General features: G+C 68.0%; 10 protein-coding genes and 1 pseudogene. 6 read left to right on the top strand and 5 right to left on the bottom strand.

The features are described from left to right. The 5 genes and pseudogenes from ABIB49_RS15730 to ABIB49_RS15710 form a co-directional block, all read left to right on the top strand. Positions 1–225 (top strand): annotated as a pseudogene (locus ABIB49_RS15730) (aa3-type cytochrome oxidase subunit I); the annotation flags it as partial. A 126-nt stretch (positions 226–351) separates the two neighbouring features. Then, on the top strand, positions 352–1341 hold the full coding sequence (locus tag ABIB49_RS15725) for an MIP/aquaporin family protein (protein ID WP_226774598.1): 990 nt from the start codon (positions 352–354) through the stop codon (positions 1339–1341). 55 nt (positions 1342–1396) lie between these two features. Further along, complete coding sequence (locus ABIB49_RS15720) at positions 1397–2584, top strand: exonuclease SbcCD subunit D (RefSeq protein ID WP_226774597.1); 1188 nt, start codon at positions 1397–1399, stop codon at positions 2582–2584. After that, positions 2581–5664, top strand: a complete 3084-nt coding sequence (locus ABIB49_RS15715; protein WP_282360402.1) for an AAA family ATPase — start codon at positions 2581–2583, stop codon at positions 5662–5664. Before ABIB49_RS15720 ends, ABIB49_RS15715 begins: the two co-directional genes overlap by 4 nt. Before the next feature lie 137 nt (positions 5665–5801). Then, positions 5802–7226 (top strand): MFS transporter, encoded by a 1425-nt coding sequence (locus tag ABIB49_RS15710; protein ID WP_282360401.1) that lies wholly within the window; start codon positions 5802–5804, stop codon positions 7224–7226. Between the two features lie 87 nt (positions 7227–7313). Here the strand turns inward: ABIB49_RS15710 and ABIB49_RS15705 are convergent, their stop codons facing one another. Next, positions 7314–8033 (bottom strand): IclR family transcriptional regulator, encoded by a 720-nt coding sequence (locus ABIB49_RS15705; RefSeq protein WP_226773335.1) that lies wholly within the window; start codon positions 8031–8033, stop codon positions 7314–7316. A gap of 343 nt (positions 8034–8376) precedes the next feature. Between ABIB49_RS15705 and ABIB49_RS15700 the strand changes: the two genes are divergently transcribed. Next, complete coding sequence (locus ABIB49_RS15700) at positions 8377–9732, top strand: MFS transporter (RefSeq protein ID WP_226773336.1); 1356 nt, start codon at positions 8377–8379, stop codon at positions 9730–9732. A gap of 675 nt (positions 9733–10407) precedes the next feature. On the opposite strand, the gene ABIB49_RS15695 is transcribed toward ABIB49_RS15700, so the two are convergent. From ABIB49_RS15695 to ABIB49_RS15680, 4 genes are read right to left on the bottom strand one after another with little or no spacing between them, the layout of a single operon-like run. Further along, on the bottom strand, positions 10408–11235 hold the full coding sequence (locus tag ABIB49_RS15695; RefSeq protein ID WP_226774824.1) for an alpha/beta fold hydrolase: 828 nt from the start codon (positions 11233–11235) through the stop codon (positions 10408–10410). Between the two features lie 4 nt (positions 11236–11239). Further along, positions 11240–11569 (bottom strand): biotin/lipoyl-containing protein, encoded by a 330-nt coding sequence (locus ABIB49_RS15690; RefSeq protein WP_226774823.1) that lies wholly within the window; start codon positions 11567–11569, stop codon positions 11240–11242. Next, positions 11562–12605, bottom strand: coding sequence for an alpha-ketoacid dehydrogenase subunit beta (locus ABIB49_RS15685; RefSeq protein ID WP_282360400.1), 1044 nt, complete (start codon positions 12603–12605; stop codon positions 11562–11564). Before ABIB49_RS15685 ends, ABIB49_RS15690 begins: the two co-directional genes overlap by 8 nt. Further along, positions 12598–13644 carry a thiamine pyrophosphate-dependent enzyme gene (locus ABIB49_RS15680; protein WP_282360399.1) on the bottom strand — a complete coding sequence of 349 codons (1047 nt, stop codon included), beginning with the start codon at positions 13642–13644 and terminating at the stop codon, positions 12598–12600. Before ABIB49_RS15680 ends, ABIB49_RS15685 begins: the two co-directional genes overlap by 8 nt. Positions 13645–13795 lie beyond the last annotated feature (151 nt).

The following is a 13795-nucleotide window of genomic DNA, read 5'->3' as shown; positions in this document are numbered from 1 at the left end:
CCGTGGGGCTTTGGCGCCTCTCTGGAGTGGGCCACCTCCTGCCCGCCGCCGCGGCACAACTTCACCTCGTTGCCGCGGATCCGCTCCGAGCGACCGGCCCTGGACCTCCACCACCCGGAGGTGAGCGCCCGCGTGCACGACGCTTCGCGTAGTCCGGCCGCTGCCACGCTGGGGGCAGCAGACCTGGGCGAGAGGGACCCGCGGTCCCCTGATCCCAGCGACTGAAGTCTGAACCCGTTGCACATTCCCGGTTGGGGGCGCGGGCTTTGGCAGCGCCGGGTCCGGGTCCAGCGAACATCCAGACTCCGCTGACAGACTGCTCGCTGGCCCCAAACAAAGGAATTCCCCACCATGATCACGCCTGCCCCAGCCCGCGAGTCGACTGACCGGACAGCCGCCACGACGGACACTTCGCCGCAGCCCCGGTTGCTGGGCCGACTGTCCGGCGAGGCTCTCGGGACGTTTTTTGTGGTGATCGCCGGCCTGGGCGTTCCCTTGTTCACGATCCCGCAGTCGAACCCGCTGTCGGCTCCGCTCGCCGCGGGACTGGCAGTTACAGCAGCGATGCTCGCGTTCGGATACCTCTCCGGCGGTCATTTTAATCCTGCCGTGACGGCGGGGAACGCCTTTGCCGGCCGGCTGCGGCCCGCTGACGCGGCGGCCTACATCGGCGCGCAATTGGTGGGCGCACTGCTGGCCGGGGTGACCCTCTTTGGCCTCCTGCGCACCGTCCCGAACATCGCCGACGCCAGAACGGCTTTCGACACGGTGAACGCCGGCTTCGGTGATCGGTCCGTCATCCAGGTCCCGATGGCGGGAGTGCTGCTCATTGAGGTGATCGGCGCCGCGCTGCTGGTCGCCGTCTACCTGGGCACCACCTCGCGGCGGAACCCCTCCCGGCTGGCGGCGCCCTTCGCCGTCGGCCTGACCACTGCGGTGCTCCTGCAGTTTGGCCAGGCGCCCGGTAACTCCCCCTTTAACCCGGCACGTGCCACCGCTTCCGCGCTCTTCAGCAGCCCGGATGCGCTCGGACAGCTGTGGCTGTTCTGGGTCGCCCCGCTGGTAGGTGCGGCCGTGGCGGGGCTCGCGGTCCGCGGCTTCGCGCAGCTGACGTTGGGCGCGTTGCCGGTTTCGGCTGGCGAGGCCGAGGAAGCCGACGAAGCTGACGAAGCTGAGGACCTGGGCGAGGCCGACGAAGCCGAGGAAGCCGACGACCTGGGCGAATCCGACGACTTGGGCGCACCGGACCCGGCTGAGGCACAGGTCCGGCTGGCTGCCGGTGGCGCGGCCGCCGGCAGCGACGAAGCGCGTGCTTTCTTCGACGGCGAACGCGGCAAGTAATCGGGTGCCGGAGCGGTGGCGCAATCCTGTCGGTGGGAGCCGATACCGTAGGAGTATGCGGTTATTGCACACCTCGGACTGGCATTTGGGCCGGTCATTCCACGGCGTCGGGATGCTGGATGCCCAGCGCGCGTTCATCGATCAGCTGGTCAGCTGCGTCCGTGATGAGGCGGTCGACGTCGTCCTCATCGCCGGCGACGTCTATGACCGTGCCCTGCCGGGGGTCGACGTCGTCCGCCTGCTCGACGACGCCCTGGTGGCCCTGACCGGTGCCGGTGCCCAGGTGGTCCTGACCAGCGGCAACCACGACTCGGCCATCCGGCTCGGCTTCGCGTCCCGGCTGCTGGAACGCGGGGGAGTGCACCTGCGCACCAGGCTCTCCGAGTTGGAGCAGCCAGTGCTGTTCCCGCTCGACGACGAAGCCGATGCCGTTGACGGCACCGGAGCCGTGCTCGCCATCTACGGTATCCCCTGGCTGGAGCCACGGCTGGTGGCCGAACAGCTCGGCGTCGGGACCGCGAGCCACTTCGAGGTAACCCGGGCGGCCACGGACCTGATCCGTGCCGATCTCGCGGCCCGGAGCGCCGGCCGAACGGTCCACTCCGTGGTGCTGGCGCATACCTTCGCCAGCGGCGGGATCAGTTCCGAGAGTGAACGGGACCTGAGCATTGGTGGTGTGGGTGCTGTGCCGCTGGACCTCTTCGACGGTTTTGGCTACACAGCGCTCGGCCACCTGCACGGGCGGCAGGAGCTCTCGCCCACCGTCCGCTACTCCGGCTCCCCGCTCGCCTATTCGTTCTCCGAAGCAAAGCACCGCAAAGGCAGCTGGCTCGTGGACGTCGACGCTGACGGCATCGGCGCGGTCCGGGAGGTGCTCTGGACAGCTCCGCGTACGCTGGCCGTGCTGCGCGGGAAATTGGCGGAGCTGCTCGTGTCGGAGGAACACGCCTGGGCCGAGTCTGCCTATTGCCAGATCACCCTGACCGACGCACAGCGCCCGGCGCAGGCCATGGAAAGGCTGCGCACGCGCTTCCCGGACACACTGGTGCTGGGGTTCGACCCGGAGGGTGCCGGTGCCGCCGCGAAGAGCAGTTACAGCAGCCGGCTCGCCGGCGCTACCGACGACCTTGCCGTCTGCTGCAGTTTCCTGGAGCACGTCCGGGGCCGCGGCGCCGACGACGGCGAGGCAGCTGTCCTGGCCCAAGCCCTGGAAGCCGTGCGCCTGGAAGGAATTTCACGGTGAGAATCCATCGCCTTGAGATCTCCGCCTTCGGACCCTTCGCCGGCACCGAACACATCGATTTTGACCGCCTGAGCGCCCATGGCCTGTTCCTGCTCAACGGTCCCACCGGAGCGGGGAAGACAAGCGTTCTGGACGCCATCTGCTTCGCCCTTTATGGGTCAGTGCCCGGGGCGCGGCAGGACGGCAAGCGGCTGCGGAGCGACCATGCCGAGGCCACCGCGGAGCCCCGGGTCACCTGTGAGTTCTCCGCCAGCGGCAGGCACTTCGAGGTCTCCCGCTCGCCGGCCTGGCAGAAGCCCAGCGCCCGGGGTAGGAGCGGCTTCACGGTGCAGCAGGCCAATACGCTGCTCCGGGAACGCGTTGACGGTGGATGGCTTGAAAAATCCGGCCGGAACGACGAAGCCGGCGCCGAGATCGCAGCGGTCCTCGGCATGAACCGGGAGCAGTTCACCCGTGTTGTAATGCTGCCGCAGGGCGACTTCGCGGCCTTCCTGCGGTCCAAGGCTGCCGACCGCCTGGAGCTGCTGCAGAGCCTCTTTGGTACCCAGCGTTTTGAGGCTGTTGAACAGGAGCTGGGCCGGAACGCGCAGGCAGCCCGCAGCGAGGTCGCCGGTCTCAATGGCCGGCTTGAGCTCCTGCTCGCGCAGGCGGAGGCTGAAACGGCAACGCTGGAACGCGACGGGGAGGCCGCTCCGGACCGCGCTGACACGGACTCGTTCCTGCCCTGGCTCCAGGCTCGTGCAGCCGGTGCCGCGGAACAACACCGTGCGGCAGCCCTGGCGGCCGACCGGCAGCGTGCTGAGCGACTGGCCGCCAGGGACGCCGCGGCAACACGGGATGCCCGCCAGTCCAGGCTGGCCGTTGCCCGCCGCCGGCAATCCGCGGCTGAGGCCGCGGCCCCCGCCATCGCAGCCAAGAGCAGACAGCTGGACCTGCATCGGCTGGCCGAAGTACTCGGCGGGCAACTGCAGGCGGTCGACGGTGCCGCCAGGGCCGAGGAAGATGCAAGGGCAGCGATGGCGGCGGCAGGACACGATCTGCGGACCGCGGCGCTTACCGACGACGAACTTGCCGCGTTAGAGACTGCGGCCGCGGACAGCGCCGCTAATGCTGACAGTTCCGCCTTCGACAGCGCTGCCTTCGATGGCGCTGCGCTGCGGCCTGCCCTGGCCGGATTGCGTACCCTGCGCGCCGTGCTCGAGGAGCGGCTGCCCGAGGAATCGAGCCTCGCCGGGCTCCGGAGCCGCGCCGCGCGGCTTGGCCTGGAGTTGGCCGGGCAGGAAGACAAGCGGGCATCAGGTGATGCTGCCCTGGCCGCCCTGGAGGCGGAGTCCATTGCCCTTCTCGCTTCAATGCATCCGCTCGAAGAACTCGCCGCCGAGGTGCAGTTGCGGTCCAAAGAAGCAGCGGCGGCCGAAGAACTGCTGGTCCTGGTCCGGCGGTACGCCCGGGCGGAGACCAGCTGCGAAGCCGTCGCGCAACGCCACGGCGTGGCCCGGGAAAGCTACCAGGACCTGCGCCAGGGCTGGCTCGATCTGCGTGAGGAACGGCTGGCCAATGCTGCCGCGGAACTGGCCTCCCAGCTGCTGCCCGGTCTCCCGTGCCTGGTGTGCGGCAGCCCCGAGCACCCGGCGCCCGCCCCGGCAGCGGCTTCGGCCCTGACGGTGGCCGAGGCCGAAGAGACCGCCCAGCGCGCCTGCGAGGCCGCGGAAGGCGCACTCGCGAGCCTCGAACGCGAACTCGCGGAGGCCCAGCAGGACGTTGCCGTGCTGGCGGCGCAGGGCGGCAATACCGCCCCTGACGTCGCCGCCCTCGACGCCGCCCTGGCCAGGGAACGTGCCGCGGAAGCGCAGCGCGCTGCGGCGGAGCTTGCCGCCAACCGCACCCGGCACGCCGAACTCGAGGAGGAGAGCGCCGCAGGCCAGCAGGCCCGAACGGCTGTGGACTCCAGCATTGCCCGGATCGGCTCCACCCTGGCCGAAGTCCAGGAACAGTCCGATGCCCTGGAACTGGCGCTCGACAAACTCAGGGCAGGACACCCGGTCCTGGCAGCCCGCATCACAGCCGTGGACGGTGCAACGGCCGTGCTGGAACGCGCCGAGGAAGCGCGGAACCTGCTGGAACAGGCCAGCGGCCGGTCCGCGGAGGCCCGTCGGCAGTTGGAGCTGGCCCTTCCCGGCACCGGTTTCGCATCCGCCGAGGCGGCCCGCGGCGCCCTGCTGCCGGCCGCGGCTGCGGCAGCCCTGGAAGCGGACGTCCGTGCCGGACTAGATGAAGCTGTCCGGATTGAGGAACTTTTTGCCAGCGAGGACCTGGTGCTGGCGGCGCACGAGCTGGCAACGGAGGGCCCGCTTGCCGCGGAGCTGGTGGAACGGCTCAGCGCAGAAGCCGCCACGGCTGAGCGCGCCGCCAGGGACGCGGAACTCGAGGCCGGCCTCGCGGAAAAATCCGTACGCACCCTCGACACTATCGCCGACACCTATGTGCAACTCGCGGCGGCAGGTCAGGAACCGCGGGAACGGGCAGCACTGCTGACGGCGGTCGCGGACGCGGCACGCGGCGGGGGAGACAACAACTACCGGATGAGCCTGAACAGCTATGTCCTCGCGGCACGGCTCGAACAGGTGGCTCTCGCCGCCTCGGAACGACTTGTCGCAATGAGCGATGGCCGCTACACCCTGCAGCACACCGACGCGAAGGCGGCCCGGGGGCAGAAATCCGGGCTCGGCCTGGAAGTGGTGGACCAGTGGACCGGGCAGCGCCGCGACACCGCAACGCTCTCGGGAGGGGAATCCTTTATGGCCTCTCTGGCCCTGGCCCTCGGCCTCGCGGACGTGGTGCAGCAGGAATCCGGCGGTGTCGACATCGAGACGCTTTTTGTGGACGAAGGCTTCGGCAGCCTCGACGAACAAGCACTCGAGCAAGTTATGGACGCGCTGGAGGGGCTCCGGGACGGCGGCCGGGTGGTCGGTCTGGTGAGCCACGTGGCCGAAATGAAGCAGCGCATCAGCACCCAGCTGCAGGTAGTCAAGGGGCGCAGCGGTTCCACCGTGCACATCTCCGATGACGGCCAGCCCTGACACGCATCTGACACCCCGGAGCCGCCGCGGCTGCCGGGCCTGTGCAGGCGTCGAACGATGCGGCTAGAATCGTACTGTTACCGGGTCGCGCGCATCGGGAGGAGGGACGATGCGCACCATTGAACGAACCCGGAATCATGACCCACTTCCCTCCCTCCCAAGCGCCCGCTTCGACGGCGCCGCAGCTCCCTGACACCACGGCGGCCTCCCTCTCGGGCCCGGCCGCACCTTCCCGCCCGCCCGCCCCGCCGGGGCCGGGCTCCTCGGCGCCTGCACCGCGCACCGCCGGACGATACGCCCGGTTGCCGCTGTTGGCAGGGCGGAGCTTCATCCCGGTCGGACTCTTCGCCAGGCTCCCGCTTGCGATGCTCACTGTCGGAACCCTCACCCTGGTCACCGCCGTCACCGGCTCCTACGCCGTCGGCGGCGTGTCGGCCGGCGCTGTAGGCATCGGCTCGGCTCTCGGGGCCCCGGTCCTCGGCGCGCTGGCGGACCGGCGGGGCCAACGGCCGGTGTTGCTCTTCGCCGCGGTCTTCAACACCGTCGCGGTTATCGCCTTGATCATTTCCGCCTACCTGATCCCCGGCGGACAGGACCTGGGTGCCGCCGTCCCCGTCCTGGCGGCCGCATTTGTGGCCGGCATCAGCAGCCCCCAAGTGGGGCCGCTGGCCCGGGTCCGATGGATGGCATTGACCTCCCGCGGCGGACGCGACGCCAATCCGGCGGATCTGGACACCGCGCTGTCCTACGAAGGCACCGCTGACGAACTTACATTTGTCCTGGGCCCGGCGCTTGTGGGTATCCTGGCGAGCCTGATCGCACCCTGGCTGCCGCTGGCCCTGGCCGCTGCCCTGACCATTACCCTCGTCCCGGCCTTTGCGGTCCACGATACGCACCGTGCGGTGGTCCGGACACCGGCGCGCACCACGGCATCGACCGCCCTTGCAAAGCAGTTGCGGGCGTCGCTTAGCGCCGGCGAGCGGGCAGGCGCCGTTGGCGCCGTCGCGCTCCCCGTGCTGGCCATGGTCTGTATGGGCACGTTCTTCGGATCCACCCAGACGGCGCTGAGTTCGTTCTCCGCCAGCTTCGCCACCGCAGAGCTGGCGGGCCTGCTGTATGCGGTGATGGGTCTGAGTTCGGCAGCGGCGGCGTTGTCGGTGGCGTACTGGTCCCAGCGGTTCACAGCCAACGCCCGGTGGCTGGTCTGCGCAGCCCTGATGGCTTCACTGGCGCTGCTTCTGTTGCTGCCTGCGGCCATTTTTCCCATGATCGTGGTGCTGCTGGTCCTGGGGCTGCCGGTGGGCCCGCTGATGGTCACAGTCTTCGCGATCGGCGGAATCGTCGCCCCGGCCGGAAAGCTGGGAACGGTCATGACCGCCCTGGCCAGCGGTATTGTTGCCGGCACCGCGATCGGTTCGTCCATCGCCGGGCAGTTGGCGCAGCACCAGGGCTACGCCACAGCATTTGTGGTGCCCGTCTGCGCGGCCGCGGCGCTGTTCCTGCTGGGAGCGGCAGGCGCCGTTGTGCTGCAACGCCGGAAGCCAAGCACGCCGGCTCCCTGAAGTTACACTGGCGCCGGTCCCCGCTCCGGGCACCCCTAACACTCCCGAAGAACCATTGGTGCTAGCGCAACGGCGGGTGGACGATCCTCACCCGCCAAGCTGGGCCTCGATGCGCCCGGCGCTGGCGGCCAGGGCCGCGGCGACTTCCGCAGGGTCCTGGGCCGCTCGGATGTAGACGACGGCGAGAGCCGCGGGCCGGCCGCCCGGAACCCGAACGGGGACGGCCATGGAGGAGACGCCGGCGAGGACCTCGTCGTGACTGGCAGAATAGCCGCGGCCGCGCGCCTCGGCCGCTTCGGCCCGGTACGGGATGCCGGGCGCGGCGGCGGCCCACTCCTCTTCCGATAAGGCCGACTGGATTGCGATTCCGGGGGCCCCGGCGCTGATCGGATGCCGGGTGCCCGGATGCTGCACGACGGTTGCCCCGGTATGCCGGGGATCGACGGTGACCAGGGTGACGCATTCCTCGCGGTCCCAGACGGCGACGAAAGCGCTCATCGTCAGCGCATTCGCGAGCTGGGTCAGCTCGGGCAAGGCCGCCGTCTGCAGGTTCCGGGACACGCCCCGGGCCAGAACGGCGAGGCCCGGTCCCGGCTGGACCCGTCCGCCGTCGTCGCGCACCAGCAGCGAGTGGTCCTCCAGGGTGCGCAGGATGCGGTACGCGACGGAGCGGTGCACTCCCAACTCGCCGGCGAGTTCGGCGATGGTCAGCGGGTGCTGGGCATCAGCCAGGATTTCCAGGGCGCGGATGCCGCGGGACAGCGTTTGGGACGGGGATGCCTGGGCGCTGCCGGCGGTCGGGGTCATACATCCATCCTAGGCGCGGGCGCGGGTGAAGCAGGGAAGCGACGTGTGGCCCTTGTGCTCTGAATCACGGTAGTCTAGCGTTCGATATGTGAATATCGAGTTCCATTATAGAACAACCTAGGTGGAATCAGGATCACGGCGCACTATGCTGCACCACACCGGCACCAGCCAGACGTCAATGTTGGGGCCGGCAAAGCTTTTTTGCATAAACGTGCGCTCTGTCACATATTTCATAGTAAGATCTAAATACTTACTGACCGTTCGATCAGTAAATCTTGAGGCATTGACTTGTTTTCATCGCACCCACCCGGGCAGCATCCCTGCCCCCAACTACGGAGTTTCAATGACCGCAACTTCAAGTGTCGATTCAGAGGCGGGTCCCAGCAGCAAGCATGAGGAACGCAAAGTCCTCGCGGGCACGCTGGTCGGGACCACCATCGAGTGGTATGACTTTTTCATCTTCGCCCAGCTGACAGCAACGCTGCTGTCGCCGCTGTTCCTGGCACCGTTGAACGCCTCGAACCCGGGACTGGCCCAGATCCTGTCCTTTGCCCTCATTGGCATCAGTTTTCTGTTCCGACCGCTCGGCGCCATTGTCGCCGGTCATCTGGGAGACCGGCTCGGCCGCAAGGCCATGCTGGTCTTCACGCTCGTGATGATGGGTGCGGCGACGGCGCTGATCGGCATGCTTCCCACCTACGCCCAGATCGGCGTCTGGGCTCCGATCCTGCTGATCCTGTTGCGCGTCATCCAGGGCTTCTCCGCCGGCGGCGAATGGGGCGGTGCCGCACTGATGGCCGTCGAGCATGCACCGATGAGCAAGCGCGGCCTCTTTGGCGCCTACCCGCAGATCGGCGTCCCGGTCGGCATGATCCTGGCCACCGGCCTGCTGTACTTCCTCAATACGTCCATGTCCAAGGAGGATTTCGCGTCCTGGGGTTGGCGGGTTCCGTTCCTGCTCTCCATCGTCCTGATCGTGGTCGGCTACCTGATCCGTCGCGCCGTCGCCGAGAGCCCCGTATTCAAGGAAATGTCGGCCCGCAAGGAAGAGAGCAAGGCCCCGCTGGGAGAGCTTATCCGTAAGCATAAAAAGGCCGTCCTCTACTCGACGATGATCTTCATCGGCAACAATGCCGCCGGCTACCTGCTGATTGCATTCTTTATCTCCTACGCCACCAAGTCCCTGAAGATGCCCACCCCGCAGATTCTGCTTGCCACCACGCTGGCTTCCTTTGGCTGGCTGATTTTCACCCTGGTTGGCGGCTGGCTGTCGGACAAGATCGGCAGGGTCAAGACCTTCCTGACCGGCTACGCAATCGTCTTCGCCTGGATGATCCCGATGTTTGCGCTCATCGACACCAAGAACATCGTGCTCTACGGCGTGGCGCTGTTTGTCCTGACCATCGGCCTGGGTCTGTCCTACGGTCCGATGTCGGCCATGTACGCCGAGATGTTCCCGGCGAACGTGCGCTACTCGGGTATCTCGATCGGTTACGCCTTCGGTGCCATCCTGGGCGGTGCATTTGCGGCCACCATCGCGGAGGCGCTGTTGCAGGGCACCAAGTGGACCGGTTCCATCGGTATCTACATCATGGTTCTCTGCGTGATTTCCGCGGTAGGCGTCATTCTTGCCGGGGAGACGAAGGGCCGTCCGCTCGGTGTCGCCCCCCATGTGCCGGCAGAATCGGTCCGGCACTAGCAGGCAACGCAGCACCGGAGGGACACGGGCCGCCTGTGCGCTGCTCCTGAACGTTGGACCGAGGCGTCGGTTCCGACGGCCAGGTGCAGTTCACGGTCCCGTGTCCCTTGACTTTAACCCAGGGCGCGTTCACTCAGTGCCCATCGGGAAAGCCCGGCCACGGCCGGAGAAGACCGAGGCCCGGCGTCCATCTGCTCCGGCGGCAGTTTCATCCATCCCTTGATGGTCAAACCGCGGCAGCCGGGCCGAGGGGCGGGCAGACTGCGCGGTGTTAGCGGGGGACGGATGGGGGGGATTCTGTGTCGGAGCCTTGTAGGGCTTACGTGACCCGGCGGGAGAGCGTCGATTCGCGCTCCGTGGTCCGTGCGCCGGGCCGGCCGGCTGCTGGAAAGGCTGCAGCGCGAGCTTTTGGCCAACGCTGACGCGCTGCCCGTTCCGGCCCGGATCAAAGCGAACCGCCTGGCCGCCGCAACCCCGGGTTCCAGCATGGACCTTGCGACCGCGAAAGAATCCGCCCAAAGCCGGCAGGCGGGGCCGATGTCGGGGCCAAAAAGCGGCCGGAGCGTCAGTGTGAGGACCAGCGTCAATCGGCTACTGGCCCGCCGGAGCCACCGCGGAGTCGGTTCGCGCCCCTCGCGGGCGTTTGGCGGGCCCGGATGCGACCCCGCCGTGCATTCAGACGCCCAGGAAGCTGACGGCACCCTGTTTGAAGGCGCGGCTGGTGATGGCGTTGGTGTGGTTCCGCCCCGGCAGGACCAACTGTTCGACCATGGCCCCGGCCCTCGCACCCAGGGCGGCGAGTTCCGGCATGGAGGCGGCGCGCTCGTCCTTTTCCCCGGCCACCAGCAGCATCGGCATGTGCGGGACGGCCTCGGCGGGATTGAACGGCTCAGCCTTGATGGCTTCCACCAGGGACAGCAACGAAAAGATGTTGTTGCCCGGGAGCATCTGGGCCATCTTCAGCAGCCCGGCGGTGGACGGATCGGCGATCGGAGTGCCGTCGGCCAGGTAGCGCTGGGCGGCTGCCAGGTCAAAGTCAGCCAGCGGATCAGAAACATTGGGTCCGCCCAGGACCAGCCGGTGCACCAGTTCGTGCTGGGTGGCGCCGAATTCCCAGGCGAGCCGAGAGCCGAGGGAGTAGCCAATCACGTCCAGTCCGCTGCTCGGGTCCCCGTCGCGCAGCGGCCGGGCGCCGGCGTCGGACGCGATCTGCAACAGGTCCGCCCGGATCCTGCTGGGCGCATACGAGTCCCTGTCCTCGGGGGCGCCGCTGCGGCCGTGGCCGGGCAGATCCACAACGATCACGCGGCGGCCGGCCGCCAGCAATGCGGTCAGCCAGCCGGTGTCCTCCCAGTTGAGCCTGCCCGAGGAGGAGAAGCCGTGCAGCAGCAGCACCGGCCGCAGCCCGGCGTCGGAGTCCGGCTCGTGCACCCCAACATAGAGCTGGGGGTCGGTGCCCTCCACGGTGTGGGAATGCTGCTCGCCGGTGTGCCTGCCGCTCATGGTCTCAGTCCTCATCAAGTACGGCGCTCAGGCGTACCCGGCGCTTCGGTGCCTCGTCCTTCGGGACCGTGCCCACGATGCCGGCGGTGTTGTCCGGCACCTCAAACACAATCAGGGGCTCGCCGACGTTGATTTTGTCGCCCGGCCCGCCGTGGATACGCACTACCTTACCCGCCTGCGGGCTGGGCAATTCAACGGCCGACTTGGTGGTTTCGACCTCCACGAGGGGCTGGTTCCGCTCCACCTGATCGCCCGGGGAGACCAGCCATTCCAGCACGGTGGCCTCGATCAGGCCTTCGCCGAGATCAGGCAGCGGGAAGGAAATTTCAGCCACGTTTGTACTCCAATACTCGCTGGATCCCAAAGAGGATCCGGTCAATGTTCGGGATGTATTCATCCTCCAGGTCGCCGGAGGGGTAAGGGACGTCAAAGCCGGTGACGCGTTCCACCGGCGCCTTCAGCGTGTCGAAGCAGCCCTGTGTGATCAGCTGCGCCACCTCGGCACCCAGCCCGGAGGTCAGCGGCGCTTCGTGGACGACGACGGCGCGGCGGGTCTTGCGCACTGAGACGGCCAGCGCGGCGGCGTCGATCGGTTTGAGCCAGCGAAGATCCAGGACTTCGACGTCGATCCCGTCCTCGGCGGCAAGTTCGGCCACCTGCAGGCAGCGGGCCACCATGGCGCCCCAGGCGACGAGGGTGAGGTGGCGGCCCTCACGCATCACCTTGGCCCCGGTGGGGGAGCCCCCGGCCGGATCGTGGCTGGCGGTGTCCACCTCGCCCTTTTGCCAGTAGCGGGACTTCGGTTCCATAAAGATCACCGGGTCCGGCCGCGTGGCGGCGTATTTGAGCAGGTGGTAGGCCTCGTGTGGGTTTGAGGGCGAGACCACTTTCAGGCCCGGCACATGGGCGAAAAGCGCCTCCAGGCTTTCGCCGTGGTGTTCGGGGGCCCGGATGCCGCCGAAGCTGGGAACCCGCAGGGTAATGGGCATCGGCAGGGTGCCGCGGCTGCGGTAGTTCATCCTGGCCATCTGGCAGACGATCTGGTTGATCGCAGGGTAGGCGAATCCGTCGAACTGGACTTCGGGGATGGGATGGAACCCGGCCATCGCCAAGCCCACGGACATACCAAGAATGCCGGATTCCGCCAGCGGGGTGTCAAAAACGCGCTGCTCGCCGTGTTTGGCCTGCAGTCCGTCCGTGATCCGGAAGACGCCGCCGAGCCGGCCGCAGTCCTCGCCGAAGATCAGGGCCTTCGGGTTTTCCGCGAGAACCTCATCGAGGGCGCGGTTCAGGGCCTGCTGCATCGACATCACCGTGGCGGCCACCGGACCATTCACGGCAGCTTCGGTTGTGAGCATCGAGTTAGACATGTTCGGACTCCTCGCGCCAGTTGGTGGCCTGACCCTGCAGGACAGGGGTGGTTTCCTGGAAAACCAGGTCAAACATTTCGGTGCCGGGGCGGGAGTCGAGTCCCTGGATTCCGGTGCGGATGAGTTCCTCTTCGGCTTTGGCTGCCGCGAGGGCCTCGGCGAAGAAGGCTTCGTCGGCGATGCCCTCGGCGAGCAGCCGCTGCCGGAAACGCTCCAGCGGATCGGCGCCGGCGCCGTCGTGCTCCTCGTCGAGGGAGCGGTAACGTCCCGGATCGTCGGAGGTCGAGTGCGGTCCGCGCCGGTAGGTCATTGCCTCGATGAGCACCGGACCATTGCCGGCCCGGGCGTGCGCGAACGCGCGCCGGGTTGCCTCGACGACGGCGACCACATCATCGCCGTCGATCTGCAGCGCCGGCATTCCGTAGCCGGCGGCGCGGGCGGCGACGGAGCCGCCGGCCACCTGGCGTTCGGTGGGGACCGAGATCGCCCAGCCATTGTTCTGGACGAAGAACACCACTGGGGCCTTCATCACTGCGGCGAAGTTCAAGGCCTCATGGACGTCGCCCTGGGAGGATGCGCCGTCACCGAAGTACGTCAGGGCGACGCCGAGCTTGCCGTCGGCGGTGCCGGTCAGCGTCTGGCCGTGGGCCCAGCCCACCGCGTGCAGCACCGAGCCGGCCACGACAGCCTGGATCGGTGCGAGCCGGGACTTGACGGGGTCGTAAAGACCACCGTGCCAGCTGGCTTTGTGGGTCGCCATATACGCCACCATGTCCACGCCCATGGTGCGGGCCACCCCCATCTCGCGGTAGGTGGGGAACACGAAGTCCCGGGTGGTGTCAACGGCGTAGCCGCTGCCAACCTGGGCGGCCTCCTGGCCGAGCTCGGGCGCGTAGCCGGGCATGATGCCCTGGCGCTGCCAGGCGATCGCCGATGCGTCGAGGTGGCGGACGGCCACCATCAGCGAATAGAGCTCGCGGAGCTGGGCGGGAGTGAGCGGGTCGGCGGCATCGCCGGCAGCCACGGGAAGAGTGTCCATGGCTGTGACCCTAGTCACCGCGTCGCCACTGGGCAATCAGCCGCCGAATCACTAGCCAGACTGCACAGGAATACCGGCTAAACCGCCGTTGAGCCTGTCAGTTTGTTCGTATCGCGGCGCCGGACTCCCAGCCCAACTGACTCGCAGCTGA

It is taken from the genome of Arthrobacter sp. UYCu512 (assembly GCF_040547075.1).
Taxonomy (GTDB): Bacteria; Actinomycetota; Actinomycetes; order Actinomycetales; family Micrococcaceae; genus Arthrobacter.
Note: the sequence above shows the minus strand (reverse complement) of the source record. Positions and strands in the feature narration are given on the sequence as shown.

What these genes read in the sequence shown, in the direction of transcription:
- ABIB49_RS15725 (WP_226774598.1), top strand. Translation starts at nt 352, where the DNA reads ATGATCACGCCTGCCCCAGCCCGCGAGTCGACTGACCGGACAGCCGCC.
- ABIB49_RS15720 (WP_226774597.1), top strand. Translation starts at nt 1,397, where the DNA reads ATGCGGTTATTGCACACCTCGGACTGGCATTTGGGCCGGTCATTCCAC.
- ABIB49_RS15710 (WP_282360401.1), top strand. Translation starts at nt 5,802, where the DNA reads ATGACCCACTTCCCTCCCTCCCAAGCGCCCGCTTCGACGGCGCCGCAG.
- ABIB49_RS15705 (WP_226773335.1), bottom strand. Translation starts at nt 8,033, where the DNA reads ATGACCCCGACCGCCGGCAGCGCCCAGGCATCCCCGTCCCAAACGCTG.
- ABIB49_RS15700 (WP_226773336.1), top strand. Translation starts at nt 8,377, where the DNA reads ATGACCGCAACTTCAAGTGTCGATTCAGAGGCGGGTCCCAGCAGCAAG.
- ABIB49_RS15695 (WP_226774824.1), bottom strand. Translation starts at nt 11,235, where the DNA reads ATGAGCGGCAGGCACACCGGCGAGCAGCATTCCCACACCGTGGAGGGC.
- ABIB49_RS15685 (WP_282360400.1), bottom strand. Translation starts at nt 12,605, where the DNA reads ATGTCTAACTCGATGCTCACAACCGAAGCTGCCGTGAATGGTCCGGTG.
- ABIB49_RS15680 (WP_282360399.1), bottom strand. Translation starts at nt 13,644, where the DNA reads ATGGACACTCTTCCCGTGGCTGCCGGCGATGCCGCCGACCCGCTCACT.